The sequence below is a fragment of the Rhizocola hellebori genome (genome assembly GCF_016862955.1).
GTDB lineage: Bacteria > Actinomycetota > Actinomycetes > Mycobacteriales > Micromonosporaceae > Rhizocola > Rhizocola hellebori.
Genome location: NZ_BONY01000112.1, coordinates 1 through 20,531 on the forward strand (window position 1 = coordinate 1; position 20,531 = coordinate 20,531).

General features: G+C 67.5%; 19 protein-coding genes. 12 read left to right on the forward strand and 7 right to left on the reverse strand.

Going from position 1 to position 20,531, the window contains the following annotated elements:
- The first annotated feature begins 296 nt into the window (after nt 1–296).
- The 5 genes from rimO to Rhe02_RS44800 all read left to right on the forward strand — a co-directional run bounded on the left by rimO (nt 297) and on the right by Rhe02_RS44800 (nt 4,289).
- A complete protein-coding gene (gene rimO, locus Rhe02_RS44780) occupies nt 297–1,742 on the forward strand; it encodes a 30S ribosomal protein S12 methylthiotransferase RimO (RefSeq protein WP_203914651.1) in 1,446 nt (481 codons plus the stop codon).
- A gap of 10 nt (nt 1,743–1,752) precedes the next feature.
- On the forward strand, nt 1,753–2,316 hold the full coding sequence (gene pgsA / locus Rhe02_RS44785; RefSeq protein WP_203914652.1) for a CDP-diacylglycerol--glycerol-3-phosphate 3-phosphatidyltransferase: 564 nt from the start codon (nt 1,753–1,755) through the stop codon (nt 2,314–2,316).
- Complete coding sequence (locus Rhe02_RS44790) at nt 2,313–3,110, forward strand: arylamine N-acetyltransferase family protein (protein WP_203914653.1); 798 nt, start codon at nt 2,313–2,315, stop codon at nt 3,108–3,110. Before pgsA ends, Rhe02_RS44790 begins: the two co-directional genes overlap by 4 nt.
- On the forward strand, nt 3,092–3,565 hold the full coding sequence (locus tag Rhe02_RS44795) for a CinA family protein (protein WP_239124463.1): 474 nt from the start codon (nt 3,092–3,094) through the stop codon (nt 3,563–3,565). Before Rhe02_RS44790 ends, Rhe02_RS44795 begins: the two co-directional genes overlap by 19 nt.
- 301 nt (nt 3,566–3,866) lie before the next feature.
- Nucleotides 3,867–4,289, forward strand: coding sequence for a helix-turn-helix domain-containing protein (locus Rhe02_RS44800; RefSeq protein WP_203914654.1), 423 nt, complete (start codon nt 3,867–3,869; stop codon nt 4,287–4,289).
- 239 nt (nt 4,290–4,528) lie between these two features.
- Here the strand turns inward: Rhe02_RS44800 and Rhe02_RS44805 are convergent, their stop codons facing one another.
- From Rhe02_RS44805 to Rhe02_RS44815, 3 genes are read right to left on the reverse strand one after another with little or no spacing between them, the layout of a single operon-like run.
- The gene (locus Rhe02_RS44805; RefSeq protein ID WP_203914655.1) at nt 4,529–5,290 is read right to left on the reverse strand and encodes an SAM hydrolase/SAM-dependent halogenase family protein; all 762 of its coding nucleotides are present in this window, start codon (nt 5,288–5,290) and stop codon (nt 4,529–4,531) included.
- 2 nt (nt 5,291–5,292) lie between these two features.
- Entirely contained in the window at nt 5,293–6,468 is a 1,176-nt protein-coding gene (locus tag Rhe02_RS44810; protein ID WP_203914656.1) for an acyltransferase family protein, read from the reverse strand.
- 42 nt (nt 6,469–6,510) lie between these two features.
- Entirely contained in the window at nt 6,511–10,938 is a 4,428-nt protein-coding gene (locus Rhe02_RS44815) for an ATP-dependent helicase (protein WP_203914675.1), read from the reverse strand.
- Nucleotides 10,939–11,068: 130 nt separating this feature from the next.
- Here Rhe02_RS44815 and Rhe02_RS44820 point away from each other — a divergent pair, with 130 nt between their 5' ends.
- A complete protein-coding gene (locus tag Rhe02_RS44820) occupies nt 11,069–11,389 on the forward strand; it encodes a hypothetical protein (RefSeq protein WP_203914657.1) in 321 nt (106 codons plus the stop codon).
- 14 nt (nt 11,390–11,403) lie between these two features.
- On the opposite strand, the gene leuE is transcribed toward Rhe02_RS44820, so the two are convergent.
- Together leuE and Rhe02_RS44830 are read right to left on the reverse strand one after the other, a co-directional pair.
- Entirely contained in the window at nt 11,404–12,042 is a 639-nt protein-coding gene (leuE, locus tag Rhe02_RS44825; RefSeq protein ID WP_203914658.1) for a leucine efflux protein LeuE, read from the reverse strand.
- 5 nt (nt 12,043–12,047) lie between these two features.
- A complete protein-coding gene (locus Rhe02_RS44830) occupies nt 12,048–13,265 on the reverse strand; it encodes a bifunctional pyridoxamine 5'-phosphate oxidase family protein/GNAT family N-acetyltransferase (RefSeq protein ID WP_203914659.1) in 1,218 nt (405 codons plus the stop codon).
- Nucleotides 13,266–13,296: 31 nt separating this feature from the next.
- Between Rhe02_RS44830 and Rhe02_RS44835 the strand changes: the two genes are divergently transcribed.
- Both Rhe02_RS44835 and Rhe02_RS44840 read left to right on the forward strand, forming a co-directional pair.
- Entirely contained in the window at nt 13,297–14,592 is a 1,296-nt protein-coding gene (locus Rhe02_RS44835) for an aminotransferase class I/II-fold pyridoxal phosphate-dependent enzyme (RefSeq protein WP_203914660.1), read from the forward strand.
- 1 nt (nt 14,593) lies between these two features.
- Nucleotides 14,594–15,118, forward strand: a complete 525-nt coding sequence (locus Rhe02_RS44840; RefSeq protein ID WP_203914661.1) for a DUF6886 family protein — start codon at nt 14,594–14,596, stop codon at nt 15,116–15,118.
- Nucleotides 15,119–15,172: 54 nt separating this feature from the next.
- Here Rhe02_RS44840 and Rhe02_RS44845 read toward each other — a convergent pair whose 3' ends face one another.
- On the reverse strand, nt 15,173–16,033 hold the full coding sequence (locus Rhe02_RS44845; RefSeq protein WP_239124464.1) for a phytanoyl-CoA dioxygenase family protein: 861 nt from the start codon (nt 16,031–16,033) through the stop codon (nt 15,173–15,175).
- A gap of 177 nt (nt 16,034–16,210) precedes the next feature.
- On the opposite strand from Rhe02_RS44845, the gene Rhe02_RS44850 reads away from it, so the two are divergent.
- Nucleotides 16,211–17,383 (forward strand): MFS transporter, encoded by a 1,173-nt coding sequence (locus tag Rhe02_RS44850; RefSeq protein WP_203914676.1) that lies wholly within the window; start codon nt 16,211–16,213, stop codon nt 17,381–17,383.
- Here Rhe02_RS44850 and Rhe02_RS44855 read toward each other — a convergent pair.
- The gene (locus Rhe02_RS44855) at nt 17,378–17,779 is read right to left on the reverse strand and encodes a GNAT family N-acetyltransferase (RefSeq protein WP_203914663.1); all 402 of its coding nucleotides are present in this window, start codon (nt 17,777–17,779) and stop codon (nt 17,378–17,380) included. The genes Rhe02_RS44850 and Rhe02_RS44855 overlap by 6 nt on opposite strands.
- 36 nt (nt 17,780–17,815) lie before the next feature.
- Between Rhe02_RS44855 and Rhe02_RS44860 the strand changes: the two genes are divergently transcribed.
- The 3 genes from Rhe02_RS44860 to Rhe02_RS50315 all read left to right on the forward strand — a co-directional run bounded on the left by Rhe02_RS44860 (nt 17,816) and on the right by Rhe02_RS50315 (nt 20,180).
- Entirely contained in the window at nt 17,816–18,016 is a 201-nt protein-coding gene (locus Rhe02_RS44860; RefSeq protein WP_203914664.1) for a DUF3046 domain-containing protein, read from the forward strand.
- Nucleotides 18,017–18,146: 130 nt separating this feature from the next.
- Nucleotides 18,147–19,193: a recombinase RecA gene (gene recA / locus Rhe02_RS44865; RefSeq protein ID WP_203914665.1), complete on the forward strand. Its 1,047-nt coding sequence runs from the start codon at nt 18,147–18,149 to the stop codon at nt 19,191–19,193.
- A gap of 495 nt (nt 19,194–19,688) precedes the next feature.
- Nucleotides 19,689–20,180, forward strand: coding sequence for a regulatory protein RecX (locus Rhe02_RS50315; protein WP_239124465.1), 492 nt, complete (start codon nt 19,689–19,691; stop codon nt 20,178–20,180).
- Nucleotides 20,181–20,531 lie beyond the last annotated feature (351 nt).

Here is a 20,531-nt window from a genome sequence, read left to right on the forward strand (position 1 = left end):
AAAGCGTCGAGCACGGCGTCGCGGAGCTCTTGCCCCGTTAGCGCCCAAGCTGCCCGCTCATCCACACCGAAAACATAGAACAGCAGTACGACAAAAACGGGTCGGCGGCGCAGCCGCCGGGGGTGACCAAGCACGCAGGTGGCGTTGCCGCCCGGGAGGTGCGGCGCGGGACCACGACGTGGCGGCGCAAAAGAAAGTGTTGGTGAGAAATGCTGTGGTGTAGGTGAAACCTGGAACACTGAAGATGATCGTCACATGATGTCCGGTCTCGGTTGGGCGGACGGTAACCTTGGCGGGTGCCTGCTCCCGAGAAGAAGACTGTCGCCCTGCTCACGTTGGGCTGTGCCCGCAACGAGGTTGACTCGGAGGAGTTGGCTGCCCGGCTGGCCGGTGATGGGTGGCAGGTGAGCACTGACGGCTCGCAGGCCGACGTGGTGCTCGTCAATACGTGCGGGTTTGTGGAGAAGGCGAAGCAGGACTCGATCGAGACTCTGCTGGCTGCCTCGGGCACGGGCGCCAAGGTTGTCGCGGCGGGGTGCATGGCTGAGCGCTACGGGCGTGAGCTCGCGGAGAGCCTGCCTGAGGCCGACGCGGTGCTGGGGTTTGACGATTATCCGAGTATTTCGGCGACCCTTGACTCGGTGTTGCGCGGCGAAAAGGTCGAGCCGCATGTGCCGAGGGACAGGCGGGAGCTGCTGCCCATCACGCCGGTGGAGCGGCGTTCGGCGAAGGCTGTCGTGCCGGGGCATACCGTGGTGGACGCGGCGACGCCGGCGCATCTGCGCCCGATTTTGCGGCACCGGCTCGAGAAGGGTCCGGTGGCCTCGCTGAAGCTGGCCAGCGGGTGCGATCGGCGATGTGCTTTCTGCGCCATTCCCTCGTTCCGGGGGTCGTTCGTTTCCCGGTTGCCCGAGGAGTTGCTCGCCGAGGCCGAGTGGCTGGCCCGGTCCGGGGTTCGGGAGCTGGTTTTGGTAAGCGAAAACTCGACTTCCTACGGTAAAGACTTGGGCGACCCGCGTGCGCTTGAGAAGCTTCTGCCGCAACTTGCCGCGATCGATGGCATCGTGCGGGTTCGGGCAAGCTATCTGCAGCCGGCCGAGACGCGGCCGGGGCTGGTCGAGGTCATCGCGAACACGCCTGGGGTAGCGGCCTACTTCGATCTGTCGTTCCAGCATTCGTCCGAGCCGGTGTTGCGGCGGATGCGCCGCTTCGGCTCCACCGAACGCTTCCTCGAGCTGCTTGGCAGCGCCCGTGAGCTGGCCCCGGCGGCTGGGGCCCGAAGCAATTTCATTGTTGGATTCCCCGGTGAGACGCGCGCCGATTTTGAGGAGCTGGTGCGCTTCGTGACCGAGGCGCGGCTGGACGCGATCGGAGTCTTCGACTATTCCGACGAGGATGGCACCGAGGCCGCCGGTATGGACCACAAAGTCACCTCGGCCACCATCAAGCGCCGCTACGAAAAGCTGCTCTCACTTGCCGATGAGCTTTGCGCCCAGCGGGCCGAGGAGCGAATCGGCTCCACAGTGGACGTCATGGTGGACACCATCAGTGACGGTGTCATCGAGGGCCGGGCTGCCCATCAGGCACCCGAGGTCGACGGATCCACCACGCTTGTCGGCGGTTTTGACGGCGCCGCGCTGAGGCCGGGTGATCTGGTCCGGGCGAAGGTTGTGCGCACCGAAGGTGTCGATCTGGTTGCAGAGCCGGTAACTATGGTCTCCGCTGTCGTCACCACTGATTAACGTGGGCACCGTGCGGCTCAAGAAGACTCCGGTCCTGAACGCGGCCAACGCGCTCACTGTCGTGCGAATAGTGCTTATCCCGGTGTTCGTGGCCCTGGTCATCGCCTCTGAGATGACCGATCCGTGGCTGCGTGTCGCGAGCGGCATAGCCTTCAGCGTCGCCTCCATAACCGACTACGTTGATGGATGGGTGGCCCGGCGTTTCGAGCTGGTCACCTCCTTCGGCAAGGTCGCCGATCCCATCGCCGACAAGGCTCTCACCGGGTCCGCGCTGGTGTTGCTCAGCGCCTATGGCGTGCTTCCGTGGTGGATCACGCTGGTGATCCTGGTGCGCGAGTGGGGCATCACCCTGATGCGCTTCTCCATGCTCAAATACGGTGTCATCGCCGCCAGCCGAGGCGGAAAACTCAAGACAGTTCTTCAAATTGCTGCCATCGCCTGGTACCTGTTCCCCTTCCCGTCGCCGTGGTCGGCCGTGGGGATCGTGCTCATGTACGCGGCTTTGATCGTCACGGTGGTGACCGGAATCGACTACGTCGTCGCGGCTTACCGGCTTCGCCGGGAGTCGCAGTGATCGACGCCTATCTGGCACGGCTCGGGCTGCCGCGTGCCAAGCCATCCGTCGACTACCTCTTCGAGCTGCACAGGGCGCACGTGGCGAAGGTGGCCTATACCAACCTTCAGATCATCCGCGACCGGCCCGCCTCGATCGCGTTGGAGTCGTCCGTGGCCGAGGTGCTCGCCGGTCGCAATGGCTACTGCTTCCACCTCAATGGCGCGTTCGCGGAGCTGCTGCGGTCGCTCGGTTTTCAGGTTTCCCTTCATCGTGGGTACGTGGTGCGCCTCCTCGAGTCCGAAGCCGCACTGAACCACCTGGTGCTCGTCGTCCACGATCTCGACGGAATGTGGTTCGTGGACGCGGGGCTGGGCGACGCCCTTTACGAGCCGCTGCCGTTGACGCCCGGCACCTATCGGCAGGGACCTTTCCAGTACAGGCTCGAGCCGTGTGCGCGGCGCGATGGCTGGCGGTTCGAGCATGACCCGGAAGGGTCGTTCGGGGCGATGGAGTTCGAGTCGGCGGGCGCTCGGATAGCTGACTTCGCCCAAGCCCACGAGCACCTGTCCACCTCGCCCAGCTCAACGTTTCGGCGCTTCCTGGTCGCCCAGGTTCGCGAGGCCGGCCGGGTAAGAATCCTGCGCGGCTGCATATTGACGACCATCGACAGAGATGGCAAGCGGGAAGAGCACCTGGACGACCCGCAGCGCTGGCGCGACACGATCGTCGAGCTCGGCGTCGCCGACGAGGGGCTCCTTGAGCTGTGGCCTACCGAGCGTGAGAAACACGAAGCGTGGCTGGCGAGCAAGTGAGCCCGGCGGGCGTGGTCGAGGCGCTACGGGCAAGGGGTCAGACGCTGGCCGTGGCGGAGTCGCTTACGGGCGGGCTGCTTGCGGCGACCATCGTCGACGTCCCGGGTGCCTCGAAAGTGTTCCGCGGCGGGTTTGTCGTGTATGCGACCGATCTCAAGCACAAGCTGGCCGGGGTCGACGCGAGCCTTCTCGCCCTGCGTGGGCCGGTCGACGCGGCGGTCGCCGCCCAGCTCGCGGAGGGCGCTCGTGCGCGCTGCGAAGCCACCTGGGGGCTGGCGACGACAGGTGTCGCCGGCCCGGACTCACAGGACGGCACGGCGGTCGGCACGGTTTTCGTGGCCCTGTCCGGGCCGGCGTCGGCGGTTGAGCAACTCAGCCTCACGGGTGACAGGGCGGCCATCCGCAACAGCGCGGTAACGGCCGCGCTGGCCCTGCTCGCCCATCACCTCGCCTGACCGCTGCGGCGGGTAAGGCCGGACCGCTGCGGGGGGTAAAAGGCAGGGACAACGGCCGGGACAAAGGCGGGCGAGTCGCGGGTGGCTGGCCTACTCTTGGAACCTAATGGCCTGCGTCGTGGCTGATGATCTTTATCACCGCGGTGACCGAGGTGCTTCAAGTGTGAGTTGAGCCATAACATCTACGATCATAAAGTTTTAGCGGCGGGGCGAGGGTGTCGATCTGGCCTCGAAGGGGTACGGTTCATTGGCAGCCGCCGGTGATAACCGTCGGCTAGAGATATAAAGGGGGTGCGCCAAAATGCTCTTGCGAAGAGTGATCGGCGACGCCCTGCGCGCGCGCCGGCAGGGGCAACATCGGACCCTGCGCGAGGTTTCCACGGCCGCGAACGTCAGCCTCGGTTACCTTTCCGAGATTGAACGTGGCCAAAAGGAAGCCTCCAGCGAGCTTCTTGCCTCGATTTGCGACGCGCTTGGTGCGCGTTTGTCCGAGGTGCTGCGTGATGTCAGTGACACGGTCGCTCTCGCCGAACAGGTCGAGGGCGTGCTGCCGTCTACCCCCGCGCAAACCCCGCGGGTGGAAGAGCCGGTCTGGGCCGCCGATGGTCAGGTGGCTGTGACCGTGCGCCGGGAAAACCCGTTGCGCACCACTCTTCGGGCGCGCAACCTGCGTCCGGGCAACGGTTCCGGCACGGCGCGAGGCCGCGAGCTCACGGGCGTCTAGAGCCTCAGGGAGTCGCCAGTAAGGCAGACGCTGTGGGCTGAGTTAGTTCGCTATATCCATCTGTGATCAGTACCTGTCCGTTCGGCATCGGTGCCGCGGCGGGGAATTGACGCTCCTGCGTACCCGGCGGCATGTTGAGGCGCACAGGCTTCCAGCCGAATACACCGCTGCCACCGCGTCGGAGATTTTGTACCGCGGCTCGGTCTCGATGGGCCGGGCCGCGGTTTCGGGTCGGGGTCTCAGCTGATGCGCACGATGTCGCCGGGGTTCACGGCGAGCATGACCGCGGCCCGGCCACCGTTGACGGCTATCGCGAGCTGGTTGGCCGAGTCGGCGAAAACCACCATGCCGCCGCTCGGCGCGTCGGAGAAGGTCTCCCCGCGCATCGCGCGGCAGCCGCCGACCGTGACGCTGTCGGGCAGCTGTTGCAGGTAGGCGCCCGGAGCGGCCAGCTGCACGTTGCCAAAGCGGTCGATGGTGAGCACCTCCGCCTCGATCCAGCCCTCGCCGATGGCTACCACCGGGTCGGGAAGCCGCACCAGGGAATGCGGATCGATCGCCGGGCCGGGCGGGAGGCTGCCGACGGCCAGTCTGGCGGCGGCGGGCGCGAAGACGTCGCGTCCGTGGAAGGTGCGCGACGCCGTGTCCGGAGTGGACAGCTCGTGGGCCGAGGTTATCCCGCCCAGCGCGTCAGCGGCCCAGATCAGCAGCCCGTTGTCCGGCCCGACCAGTACGCCCTTCGGGGTGTGCAGGACAACCGCTCGCCGCTGCGTTCCCACACCGGGGTCGACCACCGCCAGGTGGACCGAGGTGGGCAGGTAGGGCACGGTCTGCGCCAGCACCGCAGCGCCACGCGTCACGTCGCCGGGCGCGATGAGGTGGGTGACGTCGATGATCTTGACTGGCGGCGCGAGGCGCGCGATCTGCCCGTGACAGGAAGCCACGAAACCATCCGACAGACCGTAGTCAGTCGTGAACGAAACGTAATCGAACTCCGGCACGGCTAAGACGCTACAACGGTCTGGCTGTCCTCGCGCGCTTCGATGGCCGCCTTTTTGGCGCGGTTCTGAATCCGCCGGAAAAGCCAGAGCACGGGGATGGTGCAGATGAGCGGGCCGATGATGGCCAGCGGCCGGGTGAGCCACCAGCCCAGGTCCACGTGCGCCTGCTTCTTCATGTCGATGCCGAAGCTGATCCAGGCCAGGAAGAGGAACACCGCCATGCCGGTGCTGTGGACCAGGTACAGCGGGAGGGAGAACTCATTGACCAGCTTGTTGAGCCTTTCCCAGCGGGGCCGCTTGAGCCTGATCTGCATCCCGGGCCGCAACAGCTCGGCCGTGCCGATCTGGAAGAGCAGCAGCGCCACGATCACGAAGGTGGGCGGCCCGATGTTGGAGAAGCGCTCGCCCGGTACGCCGACCATCGTGCCCGGATAGAGCCCGGAGCCGACCAAGCCCACCAGCCCGAACAGGCCCGCCCACATCACCGCCCAATCGTTGTGCCGAGGCGCGTCGACGATCTTCTGGTAGAAGTAGCCCGCCTGATGGGCCAGGCTCCAGACGAGCACCATGTTCAGCCAGCCGGCCTCCTCTATCCCCTTGCCGAAGCGGATGACGTCGACGAGCATTGCCCCGCCCGCCAGCCAGATCACGGCCAGCATGCCGGCCTTGCGGTGCAGCCAAAGGGAAAGCGGCAGGAGCGCGACCAGGCACAGATAGACCGCAAGGAACCACAGCGGGCTGACCACCAGCTTCACCGCGCGGCCGACCCCTTGCAGGTTGAAGTAAGCCCCGATCATCGACCCCAGCGCGATCCACACGAAACACACGATCGTCGCTGGAATCAGCAGCTGGCGGATGCGCCGCAGCACAAAGGAATGCATCTTGACACCACGCGACTGCGCCCGCTCCCACGACTTGAGGTGCACGTAGCCGCCGATGAAGAAGAACAGAGGCAGCACCTGGAAGAGCCAAGTCGCGAGCCAGAGACCGCGGGTGAAACCGAGTGGGCTGGTGGCGTGTGGCCCGTCGTCGCGCCACTCCAGGATGGTGAAGGCCCAATGCCAGAGCACCACCACAATCAAGCTGAGCGCACGTAAGAAGTCGACGTAGGGGTCGCGTTGGTGCGCTGCGGTCGATTCGTGTGCAGGCAATAGCTCGGCGGGGGTGACAGCCGTCATGAACGGCAGCATGCCATCAGGTGTCCAGAGTTACCACCCCGATTAACCCCTCAGTCGTAATCCACGTGGAGTGATTCTGAATCCTGCCGATTCGAGTGCTTTGCCCAGACCGGTCCCGAGGACGGCGTCGCCGTCCGCGCGCTCCACGCTCATCGCCCCGAGAGCGCCCCGCTTCACCGCGGCGGCAAGCTCAGTCGCGGCCCTGAGCAGCACAGACTCATCCTCCACAAAGGATAGAAGGGTGCGCCCGCCCCGCTCTACATAGATCGTCAGCTCACCGTTCACCAGCACCACGAGTGCGCCCGCTTTGCGCCCGGGACGGTGCCCCTCGGCGTTTTGCGGCCAGGGCAACGCCGCCCCGTAGGGGTTGGCCGGATCGGTGGCCGCCAGCACGAGCGCGCGCTTCTCCTCCTCGGTCGCGCGGAGCCGGTCGACCGCGCCGGGCAGGGCAAACTGTGCCGCACCAAGCCCTTCCACGAAATAGCCGCGGCGGGCGGCACCCCTTTCCTCCAGCGCCGCGAGCACGGGATAGACGGCGGCGAAGCCGCCCGGATGTCCTTCCGCGGCAACGGCTCCGCGGATGACCACGCCGTGCCGCTCCAACAGCGCGTCGGCGGTGGTGGCGGCGCGCCTGGTGAGATCAAGATCACGCTCGGCGAGCAGGTGCCAGCGGCCAACGGCGCTGGGCGGGCCGCCCCGGGCGGGCATCCGTGGTCTTCCTGGCCGGCCGAGCCTGGAACGCACCGGTGTGGGCCGGGTGCGGTGTGCGCCGGAGCCGCCCGCCAGCAGGGCCCTGACCGGCGCGAGCGTGTCATTGCCGACGAGGCCGGCCCAAACCAGGTCCCAAAGGGCGGCAACAAGCTCGGCGTCGTCGACCGCCCCGATCCGGTCGGAGAGAGCCCGGAAGAACAATGCCCCTTCGCTCAGCGCGGCGAGGACCGACTCGTGCAGGACGTCCTGGCTCAGCTCCAACGGCGGGGGCAGAAGCAGCTCGGCGGAATCGGCGAAGGCCAGCGCTATCCAGCCGTCGCCACCGGGGATGGAGCCCACGCCGCTCCACACCACCTCGCCCGTGGAGCACAGCTCGTCCAAATAGGACGGTGTGTAGTCGGCGACGCGGGCCGGCAGCACCAGGCGCTCCAGCGCGGAGGCTGGAATCGGCACGCCCTGCAGCTGGTCGATGGCCGCGGCCACCGCGTCAATGCCGTGCGCGTTGGCGCCCACGTGCTGCCAGCGCGGCAGGAACCGGGCGAGGGTGGAGACCGGCACCGGCTCGATCTCCTTGCGCAGCGCGGCCAGACTGCGCCGCCTCAGCAGGCGCAACACCTCGGCGTCGCACCACTCGATATGGCCGCCGTCGGAAGCGGGCGTGAACTCGCCGGAGACCACACGCCCGGAGGCGGCCAGCCGGCGCAGGGTGTGGTCGACGACGGCCACGCCGAGCCCGAAGCGATGGGCGCAGTCGTCGGCACGGAACGGGCCGTGCGTGCGCGCATAGCGGGAGATGAGGTCTACCAAGGGATCCGCGGTCGGCTCCGCGTAGGCGGCGGGCAGCCCGGGCGGAAGTGCCACCCCCAGCGCGTCGCGATAACGCCCCGCGTCTTCCGCGACGATGAAACGGTCTTCGCCCGCGATCCTGATTTTCAAGGCGCGCATGGCCCGGATCAGATCGCTCGTCCATGGGGCCGCATCGCCCAGCTCGGCTTCGGTCAGGTCGCCCAGCTGGCGCAGCATCTCAACCAGGTCCTCGCCGTCGCGCAGGGTGCGGTCGGCCCAGCGAAGGCGTTGCGACGTAAAGGCGATGACCTCCGGATCGAGCAGCTCGCGCAGCTCGACCCGGCCGAGCAGCTCGCCGAGCAGGGTGGGGTCGAGGGCAAGCGCGGCCGCGCGCCGCTCGGCCAGCGGCGCGTCTTCGCCGTAGAGGAAGGCGCCTACGTAACCGAACAGCAGCGAGCGGGCGAACGGCGAGGGTTGGGGGGTGGTGACGTCGACCAGCCGGACCTTGCGGCTGGCGATCTCGCGCATCAGCGAAACCAAAGCCGGCAGGTCGAACACATCGCGCAGGCACTCACGCGCCGCCTCGAGCGTCACCGGGAAATCGGCGTATTCGCGGGCCACCTCGAGCAGCTGGCTCGAGCGCTGGCGCTGCTGCCACAGCGGTTGGCGCTTGCCCGGATCGCGTTTGGGAAGCAGCAGCGACCGGGCGGCGCACTCACGGAAACGGGCCGCGAACATGGCCGAGCCGCCCACCGCGTCGGCCACGATGGACTCAATCTCCTCCGGATCGAAGACGAAGGTTTCGGCGTCGGGCGGTTCGGAAGCCATCTCGGGCAGGCGAACCACCACGCCGTCATCGGCGGCGTGCACCTGGGCGTCAACGCCGTAGCGCTCCTGCAGCCGCTGTCCGATGGCCAGCGCCCAGGGCGCGTTGACCGTCGCGCCCAGCACGCAATGCAAGACGATGCGCCAATCTCCCAGCTCGTCGCGGAACTTCTCCACAAGCACCGTGCGGTCGTCGGGCAGCACCCGGGTCGCCTGCCGCTGCTCCTCAAGGTAGGCCTTGAGATTGGCTTGGGCGCTGGCCTGCAAAGTGTCCAATGTGGATGTCTTGCCAGCCTTGCCCGCAGCGGTCTGCGCCGAGCGCAGGTAGGCGCCCAGCGCCTTGCCCAGCTCAACCGGGCGGCCCTGGGTGTCGCCCTTCCAGAAAGGCAGCCGGGCCGCCTGGCCGGGCGCGGGGGAGACCAGCACTCGGTCGGGGGTGATGTCCTCTATCCGCCAAGAGCTGGTGCCCAGGGCGAAGACGTCACCGACCCGCGACTCGTAGACCATCTCCTCGTCGAGCTCGCCGACCCGGCTTGGTTTGGCGGCGCCGGCCAGGAAGACGCCGAAGAGCCCGCGATCGGGGATGGTGCCGCCCGAGGTGACCGCGAGGCGCTGGTTTCCGGGACGGCCGGTGAGCTTGTCGGCCGCCCTGTCCCACACGATGCGGGGCCGCAGCTCGGCGAAAGCCGTTGAGGGATAACGGCCCGCGAGCATGTCGAGGGTGGCGTGCAGAGCCGACTCGGGCAGCTCGGCAAAGGGCGCCGCCTTGCGGATCAGCGTGGCTGCCTCGGCGACCGTCCACTCGTCGAGCGCCGTCATCGCGATGAGCTGTTGCGCGAGCACGTCCAGCGGGTTGTGCGGATAGTCAATGGGCTCAAGCTTTCCGCCCATCATGCGCAGCGACACCACCGCACAGGCCAGCAGGTCGCCGCGGTGGACGGGAAAGACCACCCCTCGCGACACCGCGCCCACTTGGTGACCGGCCCGGCCGACCCGCTGCATGCCCGCCGCCACCGTGGGCGGGGCGCCGACCTGGATCACCAGATCGACCGCGCCCATGTCGATGCCGAGCTCGAGGCTGGAGGTGGCCACCACCGCCGGCAAGCGCCCCGACTTCAGCTCCTCCTCGATCTGCTTGCGCTCCTCCTTCGACACCGACCCGTGGTGAGCGCGGGCGATGAGGCCAGGCGCGCCATAGGAAGCGCCCGACTGGGCCATGATCTGGGCCGGCATCTCCTGCAGCGCGCGCTGCTCGATGTCGAGCTCGTTGAGGCGGGCGCAGAGCCGCTCAGCGCCTCGGCGCGAGTTGGCGAAGACGATGGTCGAACGATGCTGCTTGATGAGCGTGTAGATGCGCTCCTCCACGGCCGGCCAGATGGATGCCCGGCGCGGGCCCTCGTCGTCGGCGCGGCCCTCGTCGAGCGCGGTCATGTCTTCGACCGGGACCTCGACGCTGATCTCGATGGTCTTCGAGGACTCGGGCCGGACCACCTCCACCGGCTGGACTCCGCCCAGGAACCTGGCCACCGTCTCGACCGGCTCGACCGTCGCGGACAGCCCGATGCGCTGCGCGGGCTTGGGCAGCAGGGCATCGAGGCGCTCCAGGGAAAGCGCGAGATGGGCGCCGCGCTTGCCGCCCGCCACCGCGTGCACCTCGTCGACGATGACGGTCTCTATGCCGCGCAAGGACTCTCGGGCCTGGGAGGTCAGGATGAGGAAGAGCGACTCGGGCGTGGTGATGAGGATGTCGGGCGGCCGCCGCTGGAAGGCGCGTCGCTCATCGGCCGGGGTATCGCCGGTGCGCATGCCCACCGTGATGTCGGGCTCGGGCAGACCGAGCCGGGCCGCGGCGTGTTTGATGCCGGTCAGCGGCGCGCGCAGGTTGCGCTCGACATCGACCGCGAGCGCTTTGAGCGGGCTCACGTAGAGCACCCGGCATCGCTTCAAAGGCTCCACGGGCTGCGGCTCGTGGGTCAGCCGATCGAGTGCCCAGAGGAAGGCGGCCAATGTTTTGCCCGAGCCGGTCGGGGCAACTACCAGCGCATGAAGACCCTTGGTGATCGCGTCCCAGGCACCCGCCTGCGCGGCCGTGGGCGCGGCGAACACCGCGTCGAACCACGCCCGTGTCGCCTCACCAAAGCGATCCATCACGCCGTCAATCCTGCCTGCTGGGTGCGACATCCGGCCAAGACGTATGACTTGTCTGCCATGGGCGATTCGCGTAGGGTCGTGGTCACGGTTTGTAACCCAGCCCTCACGGTGCGGGAGGACGGACGTCATGGACGAAAGACGCAGTCATCAGCACGAATCGGATGTTCTGCTACGGCAATTGGATGGACACCTAGCGCGGCTCGAAGCCCGGCGTGAGCACCATGAGCTCGCCCTGGCCACCGGGGTCGCGGCAAGACTGCGCGAGCTCATCACCGACACCATGCGGTCAAGTGCGGTCGACCGCGCGCGGGTGCGCGCGGCCGTTCACTATTTCGTGGTACGCCCCATCCATCTTGGACTATGGGTGGTCAACGACATCATGCGCGACCTGGGTCGCCACGACCTGCTCACCCCCGAACCATCGCTCACCTCTACCTCCAGCGCCTGAGCGATCAGCCGGAGTTAGAGGGTGGCGGTGGCCAGTTTGAGGCCGAAGCCTATGAACACCGCGCCTACCGTGGCGGTGCCCGCCTTGGCCAGCAGCCGGCGACGGCGGAACGCTTCGGCCAGATGGCTTCCCCCGAAGATGAGCGCGGTCAGGTAGAGCGCGCTCATGATCTGCACGATGACCGCCAGCACCAGGAATGACAGCGCCGGGTAGGCGTAGCCGGGGTCGACGAACTGGACGAAGAACGAGATGAAAAAGAGCGTGGCCTTCGGATTCATGAAGGCGCTGATGGTGAACGCACGCCGGAACGGGCTCTTGGTCTCGGCGGGCGCAGGCTCCTCAAGCTTGGCCGGCTCTCGCCGGCGAAAGGCACCGAGGATCATCTTGAGGCCGAGGTAACCGAGATAGGCAGCACCCGCGTACTTGATGAAATAGAACAACGGCGGATACGCGCGCAGAACCGAGGCGACACCGGCCGCCGAGGCGAGCATCAGGATGCTGTCGCCGAGGAAGACTCCAAAAGCCGCCTGGTAGCCCGCTTTGACCCCGCGCTGAGCGGCGGTGCTCAGCACGAAAAGCGAATTCGGCCCGGGCAGCAGGATGATGGCCACCGTGCCGATGACATAGGTCCAGATATCGGTGACACCGAACATGACACTCAGTCTCGCAGCCGAGATCGCAAACTCGACTGTGCTTTCGGCCACTCTTGAGCGATCATGCTGAAGAGCGCCGAGTCCCGCCGGGTGCCGTCGTTGCGGAAACGGTTGCCGCGCAAGGTTCCCTCGCGGGTGGCGCCGAGGCGCTCGATGGCCTGCTGCGACCTGAGGTTGCGCACATCCGTCTGCCAGCTGACCCGTTGCGCGCCGAGCACCTCGAAAGCGCGTTCCAGCAGCATCAGTTTGGCCTCGGTGTTGACCCCGCTGCGCCACGCTTTGCGGGCCAGCATGGTGCCCCCGATTTCGAGCGACTGGAACGCTTCATCGGGGAAGTAGGACGTGGTACCCAGCAAAGCATCGGTTTTTGCGCAGCGCTGAACCCAGGCGACCCGGCCGGGATTGGCCAGGATCGTCGCGATGAATGGCGTCATCCCGGCACGTTCGCGAGGCCGGGCGTAGGGGATGTAGGGCCAGACCTCCTCGTCGTCGAGGGCGTCGAAAAGCTCATCGGAGTGCGACATTTCGAGCGGCTCCAGCACCACATGCTTGCCCCGCATGACCACCGGCTCGAACCATGGGCTCGCGGCAAGATAGCCGGGCCTCGGCGCGGTGACCCCGGCGGCGGGTTGCGGGCGGCCGGCGTGAAGCTTGAGCGGCACGACCCCGGCCCAATAGGGCAGGCCCAGATCTTCTTCGTCGTCATTGACCCCGCCCACCCGGGACCGGACCGAGACCTCGGTCAGCGTGAGGGCCAGCACCGCGGTCTGGGCAAGCTCTTTGGTGTTGGGCGGCCGGGTGTGCGCGGACCGGCCCGCACCCAGCTTCTCCACGAGCGCCGCGAGAACCTCAAGCTTGGTGGTCTCGTCGGTCACCGGCGTGGCGATCCCATGCGCGACAAGCGATCGATAGTTGGCGCTGTGGTGGAACTGTGAGCGCGCCAGCACCAGCCCGTCGAGGTGGGTGACCGAGAGGCAGACCCGAAGGCCCGCGCTGGAGGCGGCAAGCAGGGGGCGTGACCCGGTGGAGCCGTGCACATAGACGGTTTCGCCGATCCGCACGATCAGCGTGGGCAGCGCGCGCGGCTCACCGTCGACGGTGAAGGAGAGCGTGCAATGCCATGCCTCGTCGAGGATCTGGTGGGCCAGATCGCGGTCGTAGGACATCCGTTCGCGCATCCGCATCGCCGTGGTGCGCTCGGTCATCGGATAGGTCATTGCCATCCCGCCTTTGTTCTAGTACATTCTTAGAACTGTGGCAGTACATTATCGGGTGTCCGGTGAGACGGCAACCGCCATTGCGGCGTCCATCGAAGAAGGCGTACGCGGGGGCGCGCTGAAGCCGGGCGCGGCCCTGCCCGCGGTGCGGGCGCTCGCTGTCGAGCTGGGGGTAAGCCCGGCCACCGTGGCCTCGGCCTACCAGCGGCTGCGCCAGCGCGGCATCGTGGCCACGGCCGGGCGCAACGGCACGCGGGTCCGGTCGGCCCCGCCGATCTCGGCTTTGCGCTCGACCCGTGCGGTGGCGGTGCCCGATGGGTTGCGCAATCTCTCGTCAGGCGAGCCCGACCCGGCTCTGCTGCCGCGCTTGCAAACCACTTCCGCCGCCAACGTCGGCTACTCCGGCGCCGGGCCGCTGCCCGAGTTCCTCGCCGCCGCCAAGAAGCGGCTGCCCCGGCTGCCCAGCGACACCCGGCTGACCCTGGTCTCCGGCTCCCTCGACGGCATGGACAAGGTGCTCACCGCCCATCTGCGCCCCGGCGACCGGGTGGGCGTGGAGGACCCCGGTTGGGCCGCCTGCCTGGATCTGTTGGCGGTCTTGGGTTTGGTACCGGTCCCGATCCCGGTCGACGAGGAGGGCCCCACCCTCGACGGTGTTCTCGCCGCCCTCGAGCGCGGAGTCAGCGCGATCATCGTGACCACCCGCGCGCAGAACCCGACCGGCGCCGCGGTAAGCGCGGCCCGGGCTCTCCTGCTGCGGCCCTTGCTCAAAGACGTCCTCGTGATCGAGGACGATCACGCGGCGGAGCTGGCCGGAGTCCCCTTGCACTCGGTGGCCGGGGAGGGTCCGCGCTGGGCCTTCCTGCGCAGCGCCTCGAAGCCCTACGGCCCCGATCTGCGCTGCGCGGTGCTCGCCGGTGACCCGGAGACGGTGTCGCGAGTGGAGGGACGCATGCGGCTGACCTCGGGCTGGGTGTCCACCCTGTTGCAGCGCACCCTGTTGCAGCTGTGGGAGACCTTCGACCCGGTACAGGCCGGGCAGGTGTACGACCGCCGCCGCGACGCGATGCTGGCCGCTCTGCGCGCGCGGGGCGTGGCAGCGTTCGGCAGAACCGGGATCAACGTGTGGATCCCGGTTCCGGACGAGACCCAGGTGATCGCCGCGCTGCGCGACGCGGGCTACGCCGTCGCGCCGGGCAGCCTCTACCGGGTGGCCAGCCCACCGGCGGTTCGCGTCACCATCGCGACGCTTAAAGAGTCCGAAGTGGACGATCTGGCCGATGCTGTGGCAAGGGCGATTAGAAATGACTTGCGCCCGATGGTAGGCAGATAGGATGCGACCCTCGCCTGGCGAAGTTCTTCACTTTTCCGAAGACCCGACGATCACGCGGTTCGTGCCGCAGGAGCAGTACGTGTGGGCGGTCGGCTTCGATCGCGCACAGGACTATTGGTTTCCCAGACAATGTCCGCGCGCGATGGCCTGGGTGACCGAGGGCACCACCGACCGGTCCTTGCTCAGCCCTGGCGCCGACCGGGTGCACGTCATCGAGTACGGGTGGCTGGAAGCGATGCAACAGATCGAGCTTTACGCCTACCGGCTTCCCGCCGAGCCCTTCGAGCCGATCGGCGAGGCCATGCACGCGATGGTGGCGACCGAGCCGGTGGAGCCGCTCGAAGCGCCGCAGCCGGTTGGCAGCCTGCTGCGCCTGCACGAGGAAGCGGGGATAGAGCTGCGGCTCGTGCAGAACATCTGGCCCTGGTGGCATCGGGTCATCGAAAGCGACCTCGGCTTCAGCGGCATCCGGCTACGCAACGCGAAACCGGCGCCCCATACGGAGACGCCGGTTTCGGTCAGTTGAGAATCGCTGCCTCTCAGGGGCGACCTGCCGCGCGTTGCTTCGCACGCGCCAGAATTATGGAATCAGCGGCGGGTAGGAGGGGTCGAGCAGGCCACGGTCGCGAAGGTCGCGGTAGAGCGGCACCTCCTCGTGGAAGTGGCCCCAGGCGTGGTCACCACCCTCGATCTCGTCGTTGACCCGGCCCTCGTCGAGCGCGCCGCAGAGCTGCTTCTGCACCGGGGTCAGCTGACCGCGCGCCTCGGCGGGCACCATGTGGTCACGGATGGCCACCCAGCGGTAGGTGTAGCCGAAGAAGACCACCTTGCGGGTCAGCTCCGAGTAGTTGTTGGAGCGCGCGTGCCAGATCCGGCGGTCGAAGAAGACCGCGTCACCAGCGTTGGCGCAGACCTCCATCGCCCCTTCCGGGTCGGGCCACTCGATGTCGCGCCGCGGCGGGCCATCGATGCGGTTGGTCAAGTGGGAACCCTTGACCACCTTGAAGTTGCCGCGCCCGGTTTCGGAGACGTCGGAGAGCCAGAAGGCCAGCTTCACCGAGATCCGGGGGCGCGGGTTGGTCTCCAGCTCCCTGTTCTGGCGGCCACCGTCCTGGTGCCACTCGAAACGGAAGGGCTTGGGCTCGCGGATCGGCGGGTGTACGTCGAGGTGCGAGTGGTAGACATGCACGTTCCAGCCGAGCATGGACCAGACCAGTGGGAAAGCGTTCGGGTGATCGACCAGTCCGGCCAGCTCAGGACAGCTGGCGACCGCACTCAGCTTGTGCAGTGAGCGATCCGGCCCGAGCTTGCCAACAGCTTCGTGCTCCGCGTAGACCCGGTCGACCGCCGCAGCGTAGTGCGCCACCTCGTCGGGAGTCAGCACATTGCGGATGATCACGAATCCGTCGCGCTCGAACTGTTCACGCTCCTCGGCGGTCATGACGCGCGTAACTGCTGTATCAGCAGTCGGTGTGGTGGTCAAGACGTCCCTCCGGGGGTGATAAAGGGTTCACGTTTGCTGGGCCAGCCTAGCGTCACACCTGTAGGTTCGACACCCGTGACCCCTCTGCGCGAATCTGATCACTCTGTGGTTCAAGCGCGCACTGTGCGTTTGCTCATGCTGGTGGAGATCATTACGGGCCTCGGGGTGGCCCTGGGCATCTCGGTAGGGGCTCTGCTCACCAATGACATGGCCGGCACGGCGCTGTCCGGCGTGGCTCAAAGCGGTGCGGTCATCGGCGGTGCGCTGATGGCGATCCCCGCCTCGGCCCTGATGCAGAAGTCGGGCCGGCGACCCGGTCTGGCCCTGTGTTACCTGGTCGGCGCCGCCGGTGCCGCGGCCGTGCTCACCGCTGCGGTCCTCGGCTCGGTGCCGCTGCTATTCCTCGGGTTCTTCCTTTTCGGCTCGGGCAACGCCGGAAAGCTGGCCGCCCGCTACGCCGCGGTCGATCTGGCCACCGACGAGGTGAGGGGCCGCCACCTGTCGATGGTGGTCTGGGCGACCACCATCGGCGCCGTCATCGGGCCCAACCTCGCTGCGCCGCTTGGCGACTCGATCCAGGGCGTGCCCACGCTGGCGGCGCCCTTCGCCTTCGCCGCGGTCGCGTTCTTCGTGGGCGCCTTGCTGATTTTGCTCTTCCTGCGCCCAGATCCGCTCTTGCTCGCGGGCGGGAAGACGCCGACGCGGGAAAAGGTGAGCATGCGCCGGGCCTGGGAGGCGGTTCTCGTTTCGCCCGGAGCCCGGATCGGCATCACGGCCACCTCCATCGGCCATCTGGTGATGGTGGCGGTCATGTCGATGACCCCGCTCTACATCGGCCAGACCCACTCCGACGCGGACACGCTGCGCATCGTCGGCTTCGTCATCAGCGCCCACATCGCCGGGATGTACGGGCTTTCCCCGGTCGTCGGCTGGCTCACCGACCGTCTCGGGCGTAAGCCGGTCATCCTCACCGGGGTCGGGTTGCTGGTGACCGCCTGCGTGATCGCGGGCACCTCCGGGCACCACACGCCCCAGCTGACCATCGGGCTGATCCTGCTGGGGCTGGGCTGGTCGTGCACGATGGTGGCCGGTTCCACCCTTTTCACCGAATCGGTACCGCTGGAGGTGAAGGCCCGCGCGCAGGGCCTTTCGGATCTGGCTACCGGCTTGACCGGGGCGAGTGCCGGGTTGGTTTCCGGGCTTGTGGTCGGCTTTTTCGGGTACCAGTCGCTGACCATAATCGCGGCCATCGCCACGATTCCGCTTATCGCGGTCGCGCTGCGGCCGGTCCCGGTGCCTCAGTCATAGAGGTAGCGCAGGGCAACGGCGCCGCGACTGGTCACCCGGCGTGTGCCGTCGTGGCGCCACTGAGCACGATTCGTCTAAAAGACGTTGTGCCGCACCGGTCCCGAAGGCGTCAGGGTGAACGAAGAGGGCGTAGAGACCACTGACTCGTGGGTCGTCGTCAGGCCCCACGTAGCTGTAGCCGACAACTCGGCCGCCCTGATCGGCCACGAGCATCACATGGGTGTCCCTCTCCCGGGTAGCTCTTTCGCGCCACACCTGCACCTGCGCCTGCGGCGTCACGCCGGCCAGCTCGGCCGCTTCCAGCAATCCGGTGTAGGCGTGCAGGCGCGACGCGGCGTCAACCTCACCCACGCCGGGAAGATCGGAGTCCTCCGCCTGGCGAACGATCAAGGGCATCCGGGGATGATAACGATCGCGTGGCACACTGGCCGGATGCGGCAGACCGACTTCTGGGATCGGATGGGCCAGGCGTTCGGCCCGGCCTATGCGCGGAGCGTGGCAAAAGACCAGGCCCTGACCGAGCTCGGCGGGCGCACGGTCACCGCCGCGCTCGCCGACGGCATAGACGTGCAGATCATCTGGCGCGCGGTCTGCGCCCAATACGACGACAGAATTCCCTCGCGACTCAAATAGGGCGTGGCGCGTTGAGGCTCGTACACGTGTTCGGCTAGGCTCAGCGCGTTCTGTCAGACCCGGCATCTAACGTGATTGCGTGACGAAGAGGGCTCCGGTTAAGACACCACGTGAAGAGGTGGCGACGAGGATGGCAACTGTTCCCGACAAGGGCAAGGCACTAGACCTCGCACTTGCACAGATCGACAAGCAGTTCGGCAAGGGCTCGGTCATGCGCCTGGGCGAGCGCCCTGTGGTGCAGATGGCGGTGATCCCCACCGGCTCCATCGCCCTCGACGTGGCGCTGGGCATCGGTGGGCTGCCCCGCGGCCGCATCGTCGAGATCTACGGCCCGGAGTCCTCCGGTAAGACAAGCCTTGCCCTGCACGCTATTGCCAGCGCTCAGCGCAACGGCGGCATCGCCGCGATCATCGACGCCGAGCACGCGCTCGACCCCGACTACGCGAAAAACCTTGGCGTTGACACCGACGCGCTGCTGGTGTCGCAGCCAGACACCGGTGAGCAGGCCCTCGAAATCACCGACATGCTGGTGCGCTCGGGTGCGCTCGACCTCATCGTCATCGACTCCGTCGCGGCGCTGGTGCCCCGCGCCGAGATCGAGGGCGAGATGGGTGACAGCCATGTCGGTCTGCAGGCCCGGTTGATGAGCCAGGCCCTGCGGAAGATCACCGGCGCGCTCAACAACTCCAACACCACCGCGATCTTCATCAACCAGCTGCGCGAGAAGATCGGCGTGATGTTCGGCAGCCCCGAGACCACCACCGGTGGTAAGGCGCTGAAGTTCTACGCCTCGGTGCGTCTGGACATCCGCCGCATCGAGAGCCTCAAGGACGGCACCGACATCGTCGGTAACCGCACCCGGGTCAAGGTGGTGAAGAACAAGCTGGCCAGCCCGTTCAAGCAGGCCGAGTTCGACATCATGTACGGCAAGGGCATCTCGCGCGAAGGCTCGCTGATCGACGTCGGCGTGGAGCAGAGCATCATCCGCAAGGCCGGTGCCTGGTACACCTACGAGGGCGACCAGCTCGGCCAGGGCAAGGAGAAGGCGCGCGAGTTCCTCAAGGAGAACCCAGACGTGGCCGCCGAGATCGAGAAGAAGATCCTCGAGAAGCTGGGTGTGGGCGTGTCCACCTCGGATGCCGCGGGTGGCCCCGCGCTTCCTCCGGTCGACTTCTAACGGGCCGGCCAGTCACAGATGGCCCGCACCGGAAGGGGCTGGGACGCGAAGCCGCCAGACCCACGCCGCGCCGCCAACCGGCGGCGCGGCGAGGCGCGGTCCACTCCCGACACACCGCCCGACGCCGAGCCCTCCGGGCGCCGCACCTCGCTGCCCCGGAGCACCGCATCAGCAGATTCCGCCACGCCGACAGACCCGGCCGAGCCTTCTGGTCGCCGCACCTCGCTGCCTTGGAGCGCTACGCCGCCGGCCGCTTCGGCCGGGTCTGGCACGCGTGGTGGCGGCCGGCGGGTCGGCGGCCGCGGGCAGTTCGGCCGCGGGCAGTCCGGTGATGGGCAGGCTGGCGACGGGCAGGCTGGCGACGGGCAAGTCGGTGATGGCGGGCAGTCCGGTGATGAGGGACGGGGCAAGGGAGGTCGCGGGCGGTGGGGCACCCGGCGTAGCGGGCGTGACCAGGCGGGCGGCGACACGCCCGAGCCGAAGGACCCATATGAATTGGCACGGGAGATCTGCCTGAGGCAGCTTTCGACCCGGCCCCGCACCCGTTCCGAGCTGGCCTCTGCGCTCAGGAAGGGTGGCGTGGAGCAGGAGGTCGCCAACGCGGTGCTCGATCGCTACGGCGAGGTCGGAATGATCGACGATGCCGCTTTTGCCCGTGCCTGGGTCACCAGCCGCCATCACAGCAAGGGTCTGGCCGGCCGAGCGCTGGCTCAGGAGCTGCGGCAGCGCGGCGTGGAGCAGGAGGTCGCGCAGGAGGCTCTGTCCGAGCTGGACGCGGAGACCGAGGCGGAGACCGCGCTGGAGCTCGCGACCCGCAAATTGAGAAGCACTAGAGGCGAGCCGGAGGCGGTTTTCCGCAGGCTGTTGGGGATGCTGGCGCGTAAGGGATACTCGGGTGGCGTGGCGGTCCGGGCGGTCAAGGAAGCAATGGCCACCAGGGACGCAGAGCTGGCAGACCTGATAGATCCGGACGTTTACGAAGAATAGGTGAATGTCCGGCTTGGTGTCCGATCATGAGTTCTTGACCGGACCACCCTCGGCCGCCTAGCCTCGCAGTGAAGAGGTAACACCAACCAGCAACAGCTATAGCGCACAACATAGAACGCGTAACAGTACGGCAACATTTTTCCTGGTGAGAGCACCGGCCGCGCCCCTAGGCAGGTGCTCTGGCCTGCTGTCCCTGGTTAGGTGTGGACCTTTCGCCCCGGCGTTCGCCGGTGTCGTGATGGTTCAGGAGGCGGCGATGGTCGGACGAGCCGGAAAAGGGCGCGCGTCCACTTTCGCGCCGCAGGGCGGGCACGGTCATGCCGTGCATGACAGGGGAGCAGCAGTCGTGAC